Origin of the sequence: Corallococcus sp. AB011P, from assembly GCF_003611605.1 — a bacterium.
In the GTDB taxonomy this organism is placed as follows: Bacteria; Myxococcota; Myxococcia; order Myxococcales; family Myxococcaceae; genus Corallococcus; species Corallococcus coralloides.
The window spans coordinates 171,239-191,879 of the sequence record NZ_RAVX01000005.1 but is presented as its reverse complement, the minus strand read 5'-3'; the positions used below and the strand labels follow the sequence as shown (position 1 = coordinate 191,879).

Below are 20,641 nucleotides of genomic sequence, written 5' to 3'. Positions count from 1 at the left end.
GTGGCGGGGGCGGTGCTTCGTGTCCGCCGAGTCGGGTGCGGTGTTCGAGATGTCTACGGGAGCCCCCCATCGCTGGAGCCGTTGAGCGTCCCGGGCATGTCGAGGACCTCGTGGATGGCCGCGACCTCCGAGCGCCTCTGGTTCTTCGGCAGCCACTCCGTGAGCGCATATTCCGACTCGGGTTGGCGCGACGAATCACCTCCAGCCGCGCTCCTGGAGTGACGCCGCGGCCCCTCTGCCCACCCCGCCTTCCCTGTTCCCGGCGGAGCCAGGAACAGGAAATGCGGGCGGCTCGTCAGAGCAGCTTCGACATGATGTCGCGCTCGCGCTGATCGAGCTTGATGGAGTCGAGCGTCCAGGTGATGAGCTCGTCGGCGACCGCGGCGTCGTAACCGAAGGTTGTGGCGGCCTCCTTCACCGACGCGCGCTCCTCGGTGGCGAGCTCTCCGTCGGCACAGGCCACTTCGACGAGCATGCGCAGCAGGGAGGCGCGCAGTTCGCGGATTTCAATCTTGCCGACGATGTCGGAGAGCCGGCCAGGCTTCTGGAACTCCGCCTCGATGAGCGCGGCGACCTGCGGGTCGCGGGGCGACAGGCCGATGTTCAGCACCACCTCATCGAGCTGCTGGCGCTCCTCCTCGGTGATACGGCCGTCGCTCGCCGCCACGTTGGCCATGGCCTGGACGAAGGCCAGCAACTGCTCCTGGGGGTACTCGCTCGACATATCATCTCCTGGGTAGACAGCGCGCGACTGGCCGGGAACTCACGGACAGCCACGATGCCGGGCTTCTCGGCCACACAGGATAGTGGGGGCCCATGAGGAGCGAAAACGGTTTCAGCCGGATGCCTGCGTCCGCGCGCACTCGGGTCCTCGCACGGCAGGGCCTCCCGCTCCTCCCAGGCCCCCACACCAGACCGATGATCGCGGGTTGGGGTCAATCCGGGCTTGTCGCCAAGAGGCGATGACGCGGAGGGACAAGCCGGCTCGCTTCTCGTCACGGAACCCGTGACAATCCGCGGCATGACCCTGCGACATCCGATTCTCTCCCTGTTGATTTTCTCCCTCGCGGTCGTACCTACCCTTTCTGCTTGTGGCTCTGATGACGGCGATACCCCGTCGGATGCGGGCACCAGACCCGACGCAGGCCCTCCGCCCGACTCAGGTACCGAGTTCGACGCGGGCGCCGAAGTGGACGCGGGCACCGAGTCTGACGCTGGCACCGAAGTGGATGCGGGCACTGAAGTGGACGCGGGCACCGAAGTGGATGCGGGCACCGAGGCCGATGCGGGCTCTGAAGTGGACGCGGGCACCACTCCCGACGCAGGCACCGAGCCGGACGCAGGCACGGAGCCCGACGCAGGCACCGAGCCGGACGCAGGCACGGAGCCCGACGCGGGCACTGAGCCGGACGCGGGCACCACCCCTGACGCAGGCACTGAGCCGGACGCAGGCACCACTTCCGACGCGGGCACCACCACGGATGCAGGCACCGACCCCTTCATCACCTGCGAGGGCACGTGCCAGGACACCGCCGTCACGGTTCAGATCGACGGGAACCAGCGCGTCCTGCCCCGCGCCTACTTCGGCTACACGGAGCCGACGAATGCCGGGGACCCGTGGACGCTGTGGATCGAGATCAACAACAGATCGACGGATGAGTGCCCGTCCGATACTGCGCCCACCCCTCCGCAGCTCGTCAACGTCTACTCGGTGAAGGTGCCGGTGGACACGACTCCGCAGACGGGCTCCTCGGGGGAGGGTGGACCGACCGCGACGCTGCTCGACTTCGATGGCGCGCTCCTCTCCTGGCCTCCTTCCGCTCAAAGCACGAACCTCATCTTCACGCCCGTGGCGGCCTCGCTCTGCCCCAGCTGCATCAAGGCCGGGACGCCTCCCGCGAAGCACTTCGTGGCCTTCGATGTGGACGGCACCTACGAGAACGGCGCCATCTCCGGCCACGGGTACGCCACCTACTGCCCCTCGCTCGACCGCCTCCAGAACGACGAACCGGACGCAGGCACCGAACCGGACGCAGGCACCACTCCCGACGCGGGCACCACTCCCGACGCGGGCACCGAGCCCGACGCGGGCACCAGCACGGATGCAGGCACCGACCCCTTCGGCACCTGCGAGGGCACGTGCCAGGACACCACCGTCACGGCCCAGATGGACGAGAACCAGGTGGCCCTGAACCACGCCTACTTCGGCTACGTGGAGCCGACGACCGCCGCGGACCCGTGGCGGCTGGTGTTCGAGCTCAGCAACGGCGAGACGGATGAGTGCCCGTCTCTGACAGCGCCACTCCCGCCGCAGATCGCCACTCTCGAATGGGTGACGGCACCGGTGGACACAACCCCGCAGACGGGCTCCACGGCGGGTGGACCGATATCGTACTTGTTCGACTTCGATGGCGCGCTCATGCAGGAGTGGGCCGCTAGCGAAACGAGCCGCACCTTCACGCCCGTGGCGGCCTCGCTCTGCCCCAGCTGCATCAAGGCCGGGACGCCTCCTCCCGCGAAGCACTTCGTGGCTTTCGACGTGAACGCCACCTACGAGAACGGCGCCACCGTCTCGGGCCACGGGTACGCGACCTACTGCCCCTCGATGAACAGCCTCCAGGACGACTGAGCGCGGTCCCGACACCCGTTCCCCCGGCCCTCTGATTCTGGAAGGCCGGGGGAGCCCCGGTCAGCCCTTGAGACGCAGGAGGCGCCGCGTGGCCACGCACACCGCGCGGCGCTCCAGCGATTGGAGCGCGAGCGTCACGTTCGGCTCCAGTGGCGCGTGCTATCCCTGCCGCCATGAGTGACGAGAACCCGAGCATCCTGTCCCACGTCTCCATTGGCACGAACGACTTCGCGCGCGCCGTGGCCTTCTACGACGCGGTCCTCACTCCGCTGGGCTGCCGGCGGGTGTTGGACTTCCCGAACGCGGTAGCCTACGGCCGCCAGTTCCCGGAGTTCTGGGTCCAGGCCCCTATCGACGGGAAGCCCGCGACCGTGGGCAATGGCACGCACTTCTGCTTCATCGCCACGTCGAAGCAGGCAGTGGATGCCTTCCATCAGGCGGCCCTCAAGGCGGGAGCCATCGATGACGGCGCCCCTGGCCCGCGTCCCCTGTATGGCCCGCCCTACTACGGCTGCTTCGTGAGGGATCCGGACGGCCACAAAATCGAGGCGCACTTCTGGGACACGTCGCTCGGCGGCCACGAAGGCACCTGATTCCAGCCCCCTCCCCGCGAGGGCTCAGCGGGGACTCCGACCCGAGGAAGAGCCACACCGGAGCGGGCGCGGGGCGACACCCTTGGCCCCTCCCTCCCCCACCTGCCCCGCCCCGTCCCTATCTTCAAAGGCAAGCCTGTCGCCACGGGAGGCGAGCCATGAACACCGGAGCATCCGAGCCCACCGACGCCGTCCCTCACTACATCCTGGAAGGCCGGGTGGTGACGCTCAACTCCCGGGATGAAGTGATTGAACGGGGGCGCGTCCTCATCCGAGGCAACCACATCGTCGCGGTCGAGCCGTCGGGCGGCCCCCTCCCCGAGGCCTTCCGGGGCGCGCCCGTTATCGACACGCAGGGAACGCTCTATCCAGGGCTCATCGACCTGCACAACCACTTCGTCTACGACGTGCTGACGCTGTGGCGGGTGCCGAAGCGCTACCTCAATCGCACCCAGTGGCCGCGCCACGCGGAATACGCCTCGCGCATCTCCCTGCCCATCCGCGTGCTCGCCGGCCACGCCCCTTCGGCCCGCGCCGTCGTCCGCTACATCGAAGCCAAGGCGCTGCTTGCGGGCACGACCACCGGCCAGGGCATCCGGACCCGCGTGTCCGGCGGAGAGGCCCTCTTCCGGGGCGCCATGCGCAACGTCGAGGAACCTCGCGACGACCACCTGCCCGCGGGAAGCACCCGCGTGATGGACCTGCATGACGACGCGGAGGACATCGAAGCCTTCCGCGAAGCCCTGAAGTCCCGCGCCGCGTACTTCTACCACCTGGGCGAAGGCGTGGATGACTACGCCCACCGCCGCTACGTCGACCTGGCCGACCATGACCTCGTCCAGCCTTCCCTGATTGGCATCCACAGTCTGGGATTGCAGCGCCCGGACCTGGACAGGATGGCCGCCATGGGCGCCAAGGTCGTGTGGTCCCCCTTCAGCAACCTGCTGCTGTATGGGCAGACATTGCACATCGCCGACCTGCTCGGCGCGGGCGTGACGTTCTCACTGGGCTGTGATTGGTCCCCTACCGGCAGCAAGAACCTCCTCCAGGAGCTGAAGGTCGCCCGCCACGAAGCAGCGCGCCAGGGCGTGTCCCTGTCCTCCAAGACCCTGGTGCGCTCGGTGACGGCGGACGCAGCCCGGGTCACGGGCTGGCAGACCCAGTTGGGCACGCTCCGAGCCGACGCGCTCGCCGACCTGCTGGTCATCGCGGGCACCGATGGCGACCCCTACGATGCGTTGATCTCCGCCACGGAGAAGCAGGTGCGCCTCGTCATCGTGGATGGCGTGGCCCGCTACGGAGACCGCGCGCTGATGGACTCGCTCGCCTTCGACCCGGGCCATCCCTCCGAGCCCTGGACCGTCGACGGCGTCGAGAAGGCCTTCTCCCTGTGGACGGAGGACTCGCCCCTCAACGACGTGGGCTTCGAAGCGGCGCGCACCCTCCTCGAAGAGGCCATGGCGGACCTGCCGGACTTCCGCCACCGGATGGATCGCGAGGAGCGCGTACAGCTGCGCCCCGGCGCCCCCAGGCCCTTCGAGCTCGTGCTCGACAATGAGCCGCAGGACGTCTTCGCCACCGGCCCCCAGGCCTCCGGGTTCGTCACCGACCTGGACCGGGTGGCAGGACGCATCACGCTCGACGCGCCCACCGTGGGCGGACCGGACTACTGGGAACTCCTGTCCGCGCAGCTCAATCTGGATGACACGCTGAAACAACAGCTGAGGTCGGACTACGCATGAAATACATCCGGGGTGGAGTCGGCTCCCACCCCGGCACCGAGAATAAATGTCCCTGACGGCGTAACCCCGGTGCAACGGCGGCACTGGACAGACCGGAAGGGACATCTCGAATGAATCACAGCGTGCGGAAGGCCGCGTGGGCGGCACTGGCCGCGAGCGCCCTGCTCCTGGGTGGGGCCTGCGGAGGCGACGACGGCGCCCCTGACGACAACCCGTCCCCGGACGGAGGGACGCAGCCGGACGCGGGGACGCCACCGGATGCCGGAACGAAGCTGCCCGCGGAGGAGGGCCGGGCGCTGGCGGTGTCCAACGGCGGCCTCATCGTGGTGGGCTCCACAGAGGCGAACCTGGCCACCACGGGCGTGGACCTGCTCGTGCGGCGCTACACCGCGTCGGGTGAGGTGGACACGTCGTTCGGCACGCAGGGCTCCGTGGTGCTCGACTTCGACGGTCCCGCCAAGGGCCCCATCTCCGGCCAGCGGGAGCAGGACGACCGCGCGGACACGGTGGCGGTGCTCGCGGATGGCAGCATCCTGGTCGCGGGCTTCGCCCGAGGCGGCACCAAGACGGCTTCGCGCGACTTCGCGGTGGTGAAGCTCCAGCCCAACGGCCAGCTGGACACGGGCTTCAACAAGAACGGTCGCTCGCGCCTGCACTTCGGCGAGGAGAACTCGGTCAACTTCGTGGGCACTGTCCGCAGCATCCTGCCCCTGGCGGACGGCCGCTTCTACGTGGGCGGCTTCCTGACCAAGTCGGACGGGCTGGACGAGGACTTCGCGCTGATCCGCTACAACGCGGACGGCTCGCTCGACACGACCTTCAAGTCCGCGGGCAGCCCGTCCGGCAGCTGGATTGGCGGCGCGTACACGGATGCCGAAGCCGTGCAGGGCATGGTGCTCCAGGGCTCCAGCGTCGTCCTGGCCGGGGGTGATCACTTCGCGGCCGTGCGCATCACCTCCAGCGGCAGCCAGGACATGACCTTCGGGACCTCCGGCATCGCGAAGAGCGAGGACGGCCAGTCCCACGCCCTGGTGGCGCGGCCCAACGGCGGTCTGCTGCTCGCGGGCGAACGGCAGGACGTGAAGGTCGGCGGTGAAGCGCACGGCGTGCTCAAGCTCGTGGCGTACACGGCGGACGGCAAGCCGGACGTCACCTTCGGCCCCGCGGGCGTGCGGGAGCTCACCGCGCCCGCGGGCGTGCTCGACGTGGTGGACGTCAGCGGCCTGCGCATCCAGGCGGATGGGAAGATCCTCGTCTTCGCGGACGTGTACGCGAAGCCCGTGCTCTTCCGCCTGCTGCCCAATGGCGACCTGGACACGTCCTTCGGCACGGACGGCATGGTGCGCTGGCCGGAGACGCAGCTGGCGGTGCCGCTGTTCATCCGCTCCACCACCGGGCCAAAGCTGGCCATCCTGGGCGACCGGGCCTTCGTCACGGACGCGAACATCTTCTCGCCCGGGTACTTCCCCAGCGAGAACGCGTACGTGCTGCTCAAGAGCACGGGGCTGTAGGCCCCCAGGCAAGAAGCCCGGCCTCCCTCACGGGCACCGGGGCGCGGACCTCCGCGCTCCGGCCGTGCCCGCGTCAGTCGTTGAAGACGGGCGGAGTCGTCTGGGTGAGGATGGGCACGGGCTTGTCGCCGGACATCGCCAGCAGGCCCTTGAGGCACCGCGCGGCGAGCAGCCAGTTCTTCGGGTTCTTCATGTCCAGCCCACCAACGAGCTGTTTGAGGATGCTGAGCGTGTCGAAGTAGACGCGCTCGCACACCAGCGTCTCCGCCGCGTCGAAGATGAAGTACGCCGACATGCGCACCCGGAACTTGTTGCCCGTGGCGGGAATCTGCCCAAGCGGCCCCAGGTGGGTGCCCATGAGCCAGAACTCCACGATGACGGCGTCATCGCTGTGCCGCAGCGAGATGATTTCGTGGTGCTGGTCCGGGAAGGCCACGCGGGTGTCGCGGTAGTAGTCGCGCACCGCGCTGTTCCCGTCGTGCACCGTCAGGGTGGGGATGAGCTCGTAATGCGGATGGGGGAAGGTCGACAGGACGGCGTCCCAGTCCTGCTTCACCTCGTCGTGGAAGTGGGCCAACACCAGCTTCTGCCGTGCCTTGCGGACCTGCTCCGTGAGCATGCCTGTCTCTTTCGTGGGGGGAGCTGCGGAGCGGGGAGAATGCCCGCCGCGCCACGACACGGGAAGTCATGAAGTCGCCGGGCACGGCCCCTGCAATCACTTTCCGGCGCAGGCCCCCCAACCCCTCCCCACGGAGCAACGCCATGGACATGCGCTGGAAGAATCGCGGCTCACTCATTCGTAACGCACTCGGACTCGGATTGGGCGTCGGGCTGCTGTTCGCCGCGACGCCGGGCATCGCCAGGGATGCGACGGGCAAGGGCTGCACGTGGTTCGACGGCGTGGAGAGCTGTCCGATGGACGCCTCGAAGCTGTCCGCCACGAACGAGGGGCTGCTCGTGGAGAGCACGGACGGCAAGCCATCGGGAGTGAGCCTCCACCTGGAGGGCGCCACCGGCTGGGATGCCTGGCTGAGCCCGCTGGAGCCGGATGGGAGCAGCCGGATGTTGCTGACCTACATCGGGGCGCAGCCGGACGGCACGTCGGAGCTGCTGGAGCGGGTGGTGGTGGCCCGCTCGAAGGCGGAGGACCAGGGCGCCATCTACGTGGACCCGTCTGTCCACGGGGCCTCCACCTACACCGTGCGCGGCTACGTCGACGGGAAGCTGGCCTTCGAGCGCTTCGGCGTGGCCCCCGTCCCGGAGAGCTTCGGTGGGCCGGCGGGCCCGGGGGATGACGCGAAGTTCTCCCGGCTGGTGGCCTTCCCCGGGAAGTGGGGCAGCGGCCACGGCGTCATCGCCGGCCCCAACGGTGAGGGCTGCACGCCCGGCCTGGACTTTCCGTTCCCCCGGCCCGTCCGCTTCCCCGACCACACGTTGTCGGTCGCGGTGGACCTGGTCACCTTCCGGCCCGAAGGCGTCCAGTCCAACTCACACACGCTCCGGGAAGTGTCCCTCCAGGGAGTGGGGCTGCAAAGCTTCACCCTCCAGAAGGTGGCACGCACGCCCTGATGTCTGAGCTGCGATAGGACTCAGGACCTTCACGTGTAGCCGGATTCGCTACGAATCCGGCTCCATGCGTGTCAATTCCGGTCACAGACCGCGCGCCCGGGAGTCCGCCGTCGGTGGCGGGCTCCCGGGTCCAGCCATCAGGTGCTTAGCGATCCGGGCGCTGCGTCACCCGGATGGCATTGATGAGCGGCACTCCGAAGCCCTCACGCGGGACCAGCCGCAGGTTGAGCTGGCCGTCGGTGACGGTGAGGAAGAAGCTGTGATCATCCGCCGTCAGCTGCCCCACCTCGTTGGCGATGTCATGCGCGGGTAGCACCAGCTGGGTCTCCGCCACCACGTCGTAGACACGCTGCAGGCGCTGCTGGTCCTGGATCTCCGCGAAGCGCAGCTCCAGTTGGTAGACGCCCGGGGGCAGGTTGTCGAAGCGATACTCGACGAAGCCCCGCCGTCCCCGCTGGTAGAGAGGGTCGTCCACCGTTCCGGCGATGGGGCGGGTGGTCGCGACCCGCTCCGAAGGCTCCAGGAACCCCCAACCGCCCTGGCGGTAGCGCTGGTCCGCGGCCCACCTGTCCGCGAGGTGGTCGACAAACGTGGCGCCGCCCGAGTTCACCGCCTGCTGGTAGGCCGGGACGATGAGGCTGATGCGGGTCTGCAGCAGCGGCTGCCGCCCGCTGTTGGTCCGGACGTACACCGTGGCCTGGTAGACGCCCGGCGCCAGCCCGGTCGTGTCGACCGTGACCGCGATCTCCTGGGTCTGCCCGGGGGCCAGGGTGCCCCGACGGGGCCGCTCCGAAAGCCAGGGGACGTCCGTGAACGCCGGCACGCCGCTCTCAATCAGGTACACCTGCTGGGTGCCCTGGGCCACCATCCACAGGTTGCCCTGCGCGTCCATCTCCAGACCGCCGCCGTTGAAGCCCGGGCTCGGGTGCGCCAGCGTGTTCAGCACGGTGCAGGTGGCGGGGTTGAGCTCGTAGATCGTGTCCGTGGGGCTGTTGGTCGCTGCCCAGAGCACGCCGAACGAGCCGTTCCACGCAAGACCGGAGATGGCGCTGTCCGGGGGGCTGCACTGACCGATGACCGCGCCCCGGTCCGGATGGGAGAGGCCCTGGACGTGGTAGATGATGCCCTCGTTCCAGCCGCCCACGTAGAAGGTGTCATCATCCGGGCGGTAGGCCAGACCCCGCTGGGAGATGCCCGTCCACGCGAACGGGCCCGTGATGGAATCCACTTCCTCACCCGTGAGCGGGTTCCAGCAGTGGATGCCATTGTCCCCGCCCACGGCCAGCTGGCACATCAGCCCCCGGGCGGCGTCATAGGCCATGTCCGCGGGCCACTCGCCCGACCAGGGCGCCGCCCAGATCAGCCCCGTGGCCGCGCCCTCCACGGTGAACTCGTGGTTGAAGCGCTGGGGCGGATCCGAAATCCAGACGTTCTGCGTGTAGCCCACACCCCAGGGCACATCGAGCCCCGTTGCGGGCCAGCTCTCCAGCACATCCCCGGTCAGGCTCGCGGCCCAGCCGGGCGTGGCCGAAAGGCCCATCATCCGCCGAGCGGTGAAGCCGTTCGGTTCAGCCTTCGCATCGCGGACCCTCGCGTGCAGTGGCGTGGGCTGCATCTGCTGGCCCCCCGCCTCGGCCAGCTCCCACCGCAGCGGAGCCGAGCCGGTGTTGCTCAGCGTCAGCGTGCGGACCCGCCGCTGCCCCTGGGGCACGATGAGCTCCAGCACCGGGGGCGAGACGACGGCGCGGGCGGTGCGCAACGTCCAGTCGCGGTTCACGACCTCGTCATCCACCGACAGCCGGACGCCGCCCGACTCCGTCTCGTAATTGAGCGCGGACACCGCGAGCCCATACGTCCCGAGCGGCAGCTGCATGCGGTAGCGGCCCTGCGCGTTCGTCGTGGTGCTCCGGAAGACGCTGCCCCCCACCAGGGCGCGCACGGTGGCGTCAGCGACGGGCAGCCCGTCATTCGCATTCGTCACCACGCCCTGGACGATGCCGCTGGGCGGCAGGTCGAAGAGGATGGCCCGCTCCGCGCTCACGGCGGGCGTGTCGAACGACGTCATGAGCGCGACGGTGCCGGACGCATTCTCGATGCCCACCGTGGCCGAATCGCCCCGCTCCAGCGAGCTGTCGCCAATGTCCCGGTACTGCATGAGCACCTCCCCGTTCTCGGAGAGCACGACCTCGAAGCTCACGCGCGAGGTCTGGTCCAAGAGGAAGGCGACGTTGCGCCACTCGATGACGAACTGCCGGGCGGGCGCCACCCCCCGCGTGAGGGTCCGGACACTGGCCTCCGAGTCCACGTAGAGGTCATCCCAGAACGGGTAGATGGCCGCGTTGGGAAGCGCGACGTCCGGCAGCGGGGTGTTGACGTAGAACGCGTTGTGCCCGAGGAAGTTCAGCACGCCATTGGTCGAGACGAAGACGCGCTCGTACGTCTCTCCATAGAAGATGAACGGGAACGGAAGCGGCAGTTCGATGGAGGCGTCGTCCCCCGACAGCGGGACGACCGTGGTGGCATCGACGTAGCTGGGGCCCTGGATACGGCAGAAGTAGCCGAACGCGTCCGACCGGCCGCTCAGCATGAAGTCCAGGGTCTCATCGCCGTCCACGGTCAGCGTGCGCGTCAGCGGCTCGAAGCACCCTCCCGCCTCCACGCGGATGTCATACGTGCCCTCCGGCACCTGGTCGAACCGGTAGCGGCCGTCCGTGCCGGTGGTGACGGGCAGCAGCGGCGTTGCCAGCACGGTGACCGTGGCGCCAGGCACCGGGGTCCCCGCCGGGTCCGTGACGCGGCCCGAGACGACGTGCGAGGGCACCTGGGCCAGGGAGAAGTCCTGGGTGACGGTGCCGCCCTCACTCACCACGACCCCGGTCACGGTGACCATCCCGTAGCCGAACAGGTTGGCGGACACCGTGTAGGTGCCCACGGGGAGCACGAAGGAGTAGCTGCCCACGTCGTCCGTGATCGTCGCCCTCTCGCTCGGCCCCGTCACGGCGATGCGGACCCCAGGGAGCGCGGCGCCCGTGGCCGCGTCCGTGACGACGCCCGTGAGCAGCCCCGTCGGTCCACGCGGAGAGAGCTCGACGGCGCGGAAGGCATCCAGGATTCCTTCGCCCCAGACGTTGTTGTCGCCGGGCGTCCCCCCGCAGCTGAGGTCTTCCCGGTCCACCGCCGCCGCGTCGAGCAGCGAGCGCGTGGCGGCCACGTCCCCCATCAGCGAGGGAGCCGCCGACCACATCAGGGCGACCGTGGCCGCGGCGTGGGGCGCGGCCATGGAGGTGCCGCTCCAGGACTCATACCCTCCCCCTGGCACGCTGCTGCGCACGTTCACGCCCGGCGCCGCGACGTCTGGCTTGGTGACACCAAACGCCGAGGGCCCACGGCCGGAGAACGGCGCGATGGCGTCATTGATGTCGAACGCGCCCACGCTGTAGGACTCTGGATAGGCGCCCGGGATGCCGGAGGTGCCGCAACCCAACTCGCCGTCATTGCCATTGGCGAAGACAGGGAAGATGCCGGCGGCGATCCAGGCCTGCACGATGGGCTGGAAGACCGGGTCCGTGGGCCCATCGCCCCAGGAGTTGTTGATGACCTGGGGCCGCAGCTCCGGGCGCGGGTTGTTGCCCGCCAGGTCCGTGGGGGCCAGCATCCACTGACCGGCGGCCAGCAAGGCGCCCCACGAGCAGCTCAGATCCTCACACCCCTTCGCGGTCATCCACCGGACGCCCGGCGCCACGCCAATCTGGTTCTCCCCCGGGTTGCCGTCGTCACCCACCATGGTGCCCATGGTGTGCGTGCCGTGCCCCACGTTGTCACAAGGCACCAGCGACGGGTTGCCGCACACCAGGGACGGGTCGAACCAGTTGTAGTTGTGGTCCACGCTGCCGTCCGGCTGAAGTCCCCGGTACTGGCGGGCCAGCGCGGGGTGGTCGAACTGGGTGCCGGTATCGATGCTGCCCACGGTGATGCCCTCGCCGCGGGTCCCCAGGGACGCCCAGACCTCCGGAGCCCGGACCCGGGCGATGTTCCACTCGATCACGGTGGGGTGGACCGTGGGGCTGGTGATGGGCTTGGGAATCTGGAACCGCACGTCCCGCACCACCCGCTCGACGTCGGGATGATTGGACAGCTCCTTGGTGGTGGTGGCGTCCGCGTCCACCCGGATGGCATTGATGATCCAGGCGGACTGATACTTCAACCCGCGGCGGGTCAGCTCGTTGCGCAGGTTCGTCTGGCTGCTCTGGGCCACGGTCTGCAATTGTTGGGTGACGAAGCGTCCACGGGCGGCCCAGTCCTTGATGCCGTAAGCCGCGCTCAGGTCCGCCTTGCTCCGGAGCACCAGCCAGACAGCGTTGCGTTGGCCCGAAGGAGGCTCATGGGCTGACGCCCCGGCTGGCGGCGTGGAGGATGAAGGGGCCGCGGCGAGCAGCGGCACCGAGGCGAGCACGGCCAGGGCCAGCGCGAGCACACCCCAGCCCTTGGGGTGTCGAATGAAGACTTTCATGCGAACTCCTCCTTCGGAGCCCCACAGTCAGGGCCATCCGGAGTTATTGGATTGACGGCGACGTCGTGATTCGCATGAGCAAACGCCGCACGACATCGCGCATTGGCACGGCGGCGGGGATGCCTGACGAACAATTCCGCACTCCCCGGGGTGTTGCCGGGGAATGCGGAACCCTTGCGAACGAAGCCCCCGTTGCAATCCTGACCAACGACGGCGACGGCCTCCGCACGCCCGGCCCACCCTGACGTCCGAGATTCATCGGCATTCAGGACATTCCAGATTTCCCAGAATGCGCTACGAATCCGGCTCCACGCATGGCAATGCCTGCCGCAGCCTTCGCTCCCGGGTCCAGCGCGCGGTCAGCGCCAGAGGCAGGAGTGTCCAGCGCGGGGCGCGGGTGCTCCGGGGCCGTGGAGTGATGGCCCTGGCGCCGGACGCGGTCCATGCGTGGAGGGCGCGAGCCGGTACTCGGAGCGCTCCTCCAGGGGGATTTTCCCGGGCGAGAAGAGGCTGCCTCCCGGTCCGCACCGGGGCCGCGTCTTCAAAGGATCACGTCATGGAGAATGCCAACCACCGCGTCCTGCTCCGACAGTCGCGTGGTGCCCCGTCCGGCGGCGTTTGGCCCTGGGCTGCTGGAGGAAGTCATCAAAGGCCTCCTCGAGCGCGCAAGCCATGTCGTACGCGCCTGGGCGCCACGCGACGGTGAAGCGAGCGTCCAGGCTCGTCTGGCGGATGGCGGCCAGCCATTCATGCACCACCCGGTCCGGGTAGCCCGCGGTGAGCGCGGCCTCGTGCAACAGCGAGTACTCGCGCACAAGGTGCGTGCTGAAGGTGATGGGATCGTCCGAGCCCACCGCGATGTGGACGGGCGGTGGACCGTCGGCCCGGTGCTCCGGGGGAAAGAGGCGCAGGATGGGGTGGTTGCGCAGATCCAGCAGGTCGCCAATGAGCAGGTTGCTGGAAGGGTTCACCTCCACCACGATGCCGCGTTGTCCCACCTCGCGCCGCAGGGCATCCTGCGTGGCGTACAGCGCGGCCACCTCGGACTCGTCCAGGGTGATGTCCACCAGCCGCTGTCCACGCTGGAAGACATCCATTCGTTCCCGGTGGTCCTTCAGCAGCTTCAGCACCTGCTCCGGGGCACGGATCTTTCCGAGGTCCAGCGTCTCGAGCGCCCGGTTGAACGCGTCGAAGCTCCCATCGGGTGATCTCCAGGAGAGCGGCGGTGTGAGGAGCTGGTGAAGTACGTGGTGTGCCTCGGCCAGGTGGTGGGGCGTGAAGTCCCTCTGGGTGAAGCCTTTCGGGCGGAAGATCTCTTCCACCAACGCGCGCAGCTCGTTCTCCACGCGCTCCGGTCTGCCTGCGGGCGCCACCGCTCGCAGCTCGGGTGGAATGCGAAAGCCGGTGTAGAGGCGCCACTCGAACACGAGGTCCCAGAGCCGCTCCTCGGCTGGCATCAGCACCGAGCCCACGGACTCCGCCCAGGCGCGAGGCTCCACTCCCAACGCCGTCGCATGCCCCAGCCGTCCGCCCGTGCGGTCCAGCAGGTACTGGATGCACTCGAAGATGCGCCGCAGCCCCTCCTGGAGGTGCCGGAAGTCCTCACCGACATGCGCCGTCAGCCGCAGGGGAGGTGCGCCCCCGGAGGCCGGCGTCTGCGCCGCCAGCGCGGCCTCCCGCTGCACGAAGCGGTACAGCGGCACCAGCGCCCAGGTGGGGACGCTCAGCTCGTCGTTGGCCACGTCCAGCCCGCGCACCAGCCACAGGGAGCGCGGCACTGCCCGTAGCAACTGCGCGAGCGCACGGGCACTGGCGGCCTGCCCGGCGAAGTAGTGCAGGTACCGGCCCGGGGGCGGCTCGGCTCCCCGGGGCTGGGCGTAGGTCCTCCAACCGAACGCCGGAGGGCTGCCGTGGGACCAGTACCGCTCAGGATCACGATTCTTGATGAGATGGACGACCACACCGAACTCGGGCTCGCCCAACCCGGTGACGTGCCGGCCCGCCTCATCCAGGACATGCCGCCAGGAGCGAATGAGCGACTGGAGTTCCTCGGCCACCTCGACGGGGGTGTCGCCGGAGCTGGTCCGGACCTCCAACGCGGCAATCGCCTGGTTGCCGCCCGCGACCCGGTAGGACACCTCCGGGCGGACACGGCGGAGCGGATTGCGCAGAAGCCCGAGCCGGCCGAAGAACCGGATGAACCACTGGAGTCCGGCGGTCATCGGCCGCTGCACGATGGTGCGGTAGTAGATACAGCGGACCCGGAGGACCTGCCAGAACAGCCGCCGGAAGAGGTCGTCCCCGGCCGCGCTCCGTTCGAGCAGCTCCAGGTAGCTTAGCCCCTGATGGACCAGCCAACGCTCCCCTGCATTGGGACCGGACAGGGACAGTCGGCAGGCAATCGGGTCGCACGTGCGCCACACCTCGGCCATGGAGTCCGGGGGGCTGCTGGCGATGCGGAGGCCTTCCGGGTGGAGGTCACCGTACAGTTCGCGCAGATCCTTGTAGGACGGCAAGTCTGCTTCACGCGCCCACCCGAGCGCGGTGAGGGCCCGAGCGAGCACCCGCCGTCGGGACGGAGTCCACGCGGGCGCTCCGTCATAGCGGTGCAGGAAGCGATGCAGCGGCGCGACTTCGCCTCCCGGACGGTGCCCCAGCGCGAGGAACTCGCACAGCACGCAGCGCGCGATGGCGCACGCCAGCATCCAGCGCAGCTCCCGCACCCCACTCCGGAATGGGAGTGAGGGACTGTCCAGCGCATGGGCGGGGAGGCAGGGGTCGGCCAGGGCCGCCAGCACCGAGGCCCACATGATGGGGAAATCCATGCCCCCGCTCACATGCTGGTGGATCTCCGCCACCCCCACGTCCATCAAGCGCTGCACCAGGAGTGGGGGCTCGATGTCGACCCGTGTTGGAGGTGGGTCCACGTCGACGGCCGCGAGCAGCAGATCCTCGGGGATGGCGAAGGTGAGCCACCGGTAGTGGGTGATGGCGTCAACGGCGGAGGAGTCGTTGGCTCGGACGACCTCGGTGCTGCCGGACCGGGCCTCCAGGTGCGAGTGCGCCAGGTGCCGCAGGTATTCCCGCATCTTGAGCGGACGCGGCCCCCGGGCGGACGGATCCGTCCCCGGATTGTTTCCAAACCAGAAGAAGTCCCGTACCGCGATGATGCGATCCAGGGACCAGCCCTGCGCCTCTTGCACCAGGAGCCGCTCGCACTCACGCCACAGGGCTTGCGTCGCCCCCCCTCCCCCATGGCCGACGCGGGGATCCAGTTCCAGGAGGGCGTGTTGCAAGGCACACCGCCCCGTCAGTGGAAAGCAGGCAACCTCCGCCCGGATGAAGGCTTCGGGAACGCGCTTCGGGGCAAGTGAGCCGGTGGAGCGACCGTGGAGCCCTGTCATGATTCCGGGCCCCGGAGCCCCTGTTGCCACGGTTGCCAGGGCAGATTCTGGGTCCACGCTCCGATGAAACGGGCGGCCCACGCGAAGCAGTCCGAATCCTTCTTGTCATTCATGGCCGCAACCTCGGACCAGGCCTTTGAGGCCTTCAAGGCGTCCAGAAGGCACTCCCGACGACGCGCGTTGGTCAACGGCTCCGAGCCGCGCCAGAGTTCCCGCAGCGCGCTCAGAGTGGTCGGAGGTTTCTCGTCACTGAGAGGGGAGGAGAAGGGCCCCGGAGGCACGAAGTCAGGCCCGAGGAAGAGCGGGAGGAACTCTTCCATCCAGTGTCGCGTTGCATCGAATCTGCTGAGACACAACCTGCGCTTATCGTCCGACAACTCCGATAGCGGGGGACTGTTCTGCTTGGCCCAGCTTGGCTCCTCGAAGGAGCGGAACAGGTCCCCCATGTTTTCAATGAGTTTTTTGAGAGCCTTGCTGCAGAAATTCTGGACCGCGTTGGGATCCTCCTTCCCGTCCATCCTCTCAAGGTAGTCCAGGGCGTAGCTGGAACAGTCCCACCGGCCATACGAAGTACTCGTCACCGAGCAGACATTGTCGACCCAGGCAAGCCGGAGCACCTCCGCGCAGGCGGCCATGAAGTCCTGACTGCTTTCTGCCGGCCGCGGATGCTGGCGAAGGAACGCTCTCTCCAGCCGGAACCGGAGGGCCTCCCACTGCGCCGCGAAGATGGCGACGTCGCATATGGAATCCCATTCAGGAATGCTCCACTTTAACTGGAATGTGACGGGCATGAGCAGTTCGCTGACAGGGGTATCTGTCTTCCCGTCCTCCAATGGTGGAGCCGTCGCCTCCACGGACTGGTGTGATGTCAGCACCAAGCTACAGTTGGTCGTCAGCGGCTTATCCGCGCTGCTGAGGACCAGGCGGGGCTCGGGGCTGAGCATCAGCAGGTCGTACAGCACCATGAACCAGCCCGCGACCGTGGGGGGAAGGGTCACTGGAACGGCGGCGTTCCCGGACTGCGGAACGAGCCGAAGGTGCAGTTCGTAGAACGCCCGGACCTGGATAGAAGTCTTCCGGAATGTTTCCGCCCCGTCCGCACGCGCGGGAGGCAAATCCAGACGCAGCCCCGTGCCTCCCATGCTGACGAATTCGATACGGCAATCATCCAGACGGAGGATGGTTTCGTCCTGCATGTTCTTGCGGATGAGACTGTATTGGATGACTTCACTGGCCCAGAACGGCAGGTCGCTCTCGTTGGTGACATTGCGGAGCACATCGCGGACAAGGTGAATGGCGGACTCGCCGACGTGGCCGTCTGATTCCTGACTGGCGGCCCACCGCGCGGATTGCCAGAGGTCCAGGAGGGAGCGGGCGGGCAAGGTGAGCGCCTGCTCTGCGGCCTGGGTGAACACCGGGCCGGTGGGCGTCTGTTTCGCTTGATGGGCTGCCCCGTCCGGCTTCGCCTTGGCTGCCAATGCGGCCCGGACCGGGGCGGACATGCGCGGCTTGAGGTTGAAGAGGTCCGCGAGGCAGGTCATGCCTCCGTCGTCTTTCGACGATCCGGCGTCTTTCGGCGCCTCCCTTTCAATTGGGAGCGGGATTCGTTCCAGAAGCTTTCCCAGCGACTCATTTTTCGAACCGGCCACGGCCGTGTGCGGTGAGAAATCCCATGCGTGCATGGGGAGGACAGGCTCGATGTGATGCGCTGCAGCGGTGGTAGCTCCCGCCGCAGCGTCGACGCTGCCTGCCGTCGGGCAATGGTCTGGGCATCGTACAGCCCCTGCGAGGCTTGCTCCTCGCCCCGGTTCCCTCCGGCCAGTTCCTTCTGATAGCCCCTCTCCAGCAGAGCCTGCAGGTCCGACCGGCTCGCCGCCAGCACGAACCACAGCCACCGGCTGGAGACGAGTTGGGTCACGATCAGCATCCAGGAGACGTGGTCCACGCTCCGGTCCACGTTGTCGACGGGCAGCACCAGGAATACATCTGAGTGGTCGGAGCGGCCGAACTCCCGTTGGGAGACCGCCTTGATGATGGCATCCATCACCCGGGTAAAGCGGGTACGGAAGGTGGTGTAGATCTCGGCCGACTTGATTTGTTGCTGTCCCTGCATGCGGCGATCCGGTTTCGCCAGGTCCTCCCAGATGAAGGCTGCGTCCTGAATGAGCTGATCCAGTTCGTTCCAGGGATTCTGCCCGTCCTCGTCGAGCAACGACAACAAAGGCCTCTCGTGCCCCTGGTCACGGGGCCCCAAGCGCTCTTCCACGGCGGAGCGGATGCGCACCAACACCGTGGCGAGCAGGTTTGTTTCCCTGGGGAGCGGCTCCAGATCCAGGGTCTCCAGCCACAAGGTCTTCCGCCTGATTTCATCGAGTTTGAGCTTGATTTCATCGCGGCCCGCGATCGGCGCTTCATCCCGAGAGGAGGCCCTCTTGAGGAAATCTCCCTGCCCCTGACATGCGGCCGCAGCGCTCAACAGGACGGTTGTCTTCCCAGCGCCCCGGTCTCCAGAAAGCAGTACGCTCGTGGAGATCCGCCCCTCTTGCTCAGTGCTTGCGGTGGCATGACAGGCAGAGTCCAACCAGCGGATGAGTTCCCACGTTGCCTTCTTCATGGGCTCCAGCAATTCGCCCCAGGAGTAGGCCTGGGCTTCAGGGCGAGGAGCGAACTCCGGTTTGAGATGCTTCGCGCCGGAGCGTTGAGCATGCCCCTTGGCGGTCTTCGCGTTCATCGTCATGGCATTTCCCCAAACAATCAGCCTTTCCCCCGCTGAGGGTGGCCATCTGGCAATGCATGCGAGTGGTCCGGGTGACGTGCCGACCGTTCATCCGCTGGCTGTTCGCCCCACGCAGCGGGGTCGCGGATGCTCTGGATGGCGTCTGCCCTCGCCTCTCGCACGAGTTCCGAGAAGCGCTGTAAGTCCTGGGAGCTCATCGTTTCGTCCTGAAGCACGCGCCGCGTGAAGAGCTGTACGATCTGACTGAGCTGGTGCATGTAGCCGAGGAAGATGAGCTTGAGCCGCAGCATGTGGTCCACGGACTGATTGACCAGCTCTCGAGGCTTCGTCACGAAAAGTCCGTAGAGGATGCCGAGGAGCCCGACGCCTCCCGAAGCAACACCTGCCCAGGCGCCCACCTTATCGAGTCCACCGAGCATCGCCAGGAGCGCGGTCCCCCCCAGGAGGACGACGCCGAACAAGAACACAATGAGATCCATGCCCAGCGTCGCCCAGAAGCCGATGCGCGCCTCCTTGAGCGACTTCTCGAACTGCGCGCTTACCGCCTGCTCCGACTTGCTAAGCACATTCTGATAATCCTGCATGGCGCCCACGAGCGCCCGGAGCGTCTGATAGGCCTCGGAGCCCCCCAGCTCCATCAACAACAGCCGTGAGACCTCCTGGGTCTCCACGTCCGCAGCCATGGCTGATTCGAGCCGCTGCACCACCTGTTGTTCGATGTTCTCCTCGGGCTCCCCCATGGCCCGGAGCGCGTTCGCATACTGGTGCGCCAGGGGTTCAAGGAGTGCGTTGCGCGCCTTCGCCTTCAGCATCTCCTCCAGGATGCGCGACACGGTGGTCTGCACGCCCAGGATGTTCCTTAACGCGACGGCCGCCTCCTGAACAATGGCGGGGTCCTTGTCCGTTAGATCGGGAAGCAGTGTCTCCACTGCGCTTAGTGCCCCGAGCTTGCCCAGACTGTGGATGGCCTCACGGCGCCTGGCATCAAGCTTCGCCCAGGGGCGGTACCGCTCGACCGCATCCTGGAGGGTTCCGATGGCTTCCTTGGCGCAAAACCCTTCCGGGTTCACCTGGCCCAGGGCGCAGATGGCGTCATAGGTAGCAGCGGGCGCTTTGTTGTCGTTGCGAACGAGGTGACACAGTTTCTTGATGACGACGTCCTCATTCACCGGGATGACGCGCAGCGCGCCAACCATCGCCTCGACCCGCTGCACTGACGCATCCCCCGACCGCACGTCCAGACGCTGACTGATTTCCTCAAGGTACGGCGAGTCCTCCGTTGGACCCGCCATTGGCGCCTGTTGCACCTTCCGCTGAGACAGTTCTTCCATCATGACCGTGGCAAGACTGTAGGCCAGGGGCGGGTGCTGCCTGTTCCCCTGCTCGGGCAGCGAATTACTCCGAACCTGCTTCGCCATTGACTCCGCCAACTCAGGCTTGCCCCCATTGACGCTATAGACCCAGACCCCTTCAAGGGCCCAGTAGCGGACCCATTCGTTGCATTCGAAGGAAGGATCCAGATGCCTGCGAACCTCGTCCGCTGACTCATCGTCCTGATCCACTACACGGCCCAGCCCAGCGAGCAACCAGCCCCGGGCCTCGCTCCTCTCCTGCGACTCATGGGGCTCTGGCTTGAATTCGCTCCGGAGGTGTAATTGCAGGTCCCGGCGAAGCTCCTCCCGCATTTCGGGAGGAGCCGCTTCCACGGCATGGATGGCTTTGAACTTCTCGAAGCCCCTGCCCAACTCCAGTGTCTTGACGACCCGATTTGCTGCCTCGCGATGAGACTCCATGTCCCCTCCACGGACGCCATGGTCCCCATCCCGGGGGTTCGCGCCGCGCGACATCCTTTGTCGTGCCTCATCGAGGGCCCGACGCCCTGTACCGCTCACCCGGTGGAGTCGCGACGAGCGCCTCCGCGGGACAGGCGGATGGGCACGGCTCGG

At 67.7% G+C, this 20,641-nt stretch carries 12 protein-coding genes; 5 read left to right on the top strand and 7 right to left on the bottom strand.

Going from position 1 to position 20,641, the window contains the following annotated elements; all coding sequences use genetic code 11:
- Positions 1-295: 295 nt before the first annotated feature.
- Positions 296-724 (bottom strand): tellurite resistance TerB family protein, encoded by a 429-nt coding sequence (locus D7X30_RS16600; RefSeq protein ID WP_120563913.1) that lies wholly within the window; start codon positions 722-724, stop codon positions 296-298.
- Positions 725-1,021: 297 nt separating this feature from the next.
- Here D7X30_RS16600 and D7X30_RS42935 point away from each other — a divergent pair, with 297 nt between their 5' ends.
- From D7X30_RS42935 to D7X30_RS16580, 4 genes are all read left to right on the top strand, one after another.
- Positions 1,022-2,629 carry an MSCRAMM family adhesin SdrC gene (locus tag D7X30_RS42935; RefSeq protein ID WP_233591604.1) on the top strand — a complete coding sequence of 536 codons (1,608 nt, stop codon included), beginning with the start codon at positions 1,022-1,024 and terminating at the stop codon, positions 2,627-2,629.
- A 173-nt stretch (positions 2,630-2,802) separates the two neighbouring features.
- Complete coding sequence (locus D7X30_RS16590; RefSeq protein WP_120563912.1) at positions 2,803-3,222, top strand: VOC family protein; 420 nt, start codon at positions 2,803-2,805, stop codon at positions 3,220-3,222.
- Positions 3,223-3,380: 158 nt separating this feature from the next.
- The gene (locus D7X30_RS16585; RefSeq protein WP_120563911.1) at positions 3,381-4,964 is read left to right on the top strand and encodes an amidohydrolase family protein; all 1,584 of its coding nucleotides are present in this window, start codon (positions 3,381-3,383) and stop codon (positions 4,962-4,964) included.
- 110 nt (positions 4,965-5,074) lie between these two features.
- Positions 5,075-6,475: a hypothetical protein gene (locus D7X30_RS16580; RefSeq protein ID WP_120563910.1), complete on the top strand. Its 1,401-nt coding sequence runs from the start codon at positions 5,075-5,077 to the stop codon at positions 6,473-6,475.
- 73 nt (positions 6,476-6,548) lie between these two features.
- Here D7X30_RS16580 and D7X30_RS16575 read toward each other — a convergent pair whose 3' ends face one another.
- The gene (locus D7X30_RS16575) at positions 6,549-7,094 is read right to left on the bottom strand and encodes an ester cyclase (RefSeq protein ID WP_120563909.1); all 546 of its coding nucleotides are present in this window, start codon (positions 7,092-7,094) and stop codon (positions 6,549-6,551) included.
- Positions 7,095-7,243: 149 nt separating this feature from the next.
- Here D7X30_RS16575 and D7X30_RS16570 point away from each other — a divergent pair, with 149 nt between their 5' ends.
- Positions 7,244-8,044 (top strand): hypothetical protein, encoded by an 801-nt coding sequence (locus D7X30_RS16570; protein ID WP_158619283.1) that lies wholly within the window; start codon positions 7,244-7,246, stop codon positions 8,042-8,044.
- Positions 8,045-8,189: 145 nt separating this feature from the next.
- Here D7X30_RS16570 and D7X30_RS16565 read toward each other — a convergent pair whose 3' ends face one another.
- The 5 genes from D7X30_RS16565 to D7X30_RS16540 form a co-directional block, all read right to left on the bottom strand.
- Positions 8,190-12,554: a carboxypeptidase regulatory-like domain-containing protein gene (locus tag D7X30_RS16565; RefSeq protein ID WP_120563907.1), complete on the bottom strand. Its 4,365-nt coding sequence runs from the start codon at positions 12,552-12,554 to the stop codon at positions 8,190-8,192.
- 554 nt (positions 12,555-13,108) lie between these two features.
- Positions 13,109-15,850, bottom strand: a complete 2,742-nt coding sequence (locus D7X30_RS16555; protein WP_158619282.1) for a hypothetical protein — start codon at positions 15,848-15,850, stop codon at positions 13,109-13,111.
- Between the two features lie 104 nt (positions 15,851-15,954).
- Positions 15,955-17,499 carry a hypothetical protein gene (locus D7X30_RS16550; RefSeq protein ID WP_120563904.1) on the bottom strand — a complete coding sequence of 515 codons (1,545 nt, stop codon included), beginning with the start codon at positions 17,497-17,499 and terminating at the stop codon, positions 15,955-15,957.
- Positions 17,496-18,695 carry a hypothetical protein gene (locus D7X30_RS16545; protein ID WP_120563903.1) on the bottom strand — a complete coding sequence of 400 codons (1,200 nt, stop codon included), beginning with the start codon at positions 18,693-18,695 and terminating at the stop codon, positions 17,496-17,498. The genes D7X30_RS16550 and D7X30_RS16545 overlap by 4 nt, the downstream gene beginning before the upstream one ends.
- Positions 18,696-18,712: 17 nt before the next feature.
- Positions 18,713-20,488, bottom strand: coding sequence for a HEAT repeat domain-containing protein (locus D7X30_RS16540; protein ID WP_120563902.1), 1,776 nt, complete (start codon positions 20,486-20,488; stop codon positions 18,713-18,715).
- Positions 20,489-20,641: the final 153 nt, after the last annotated feature.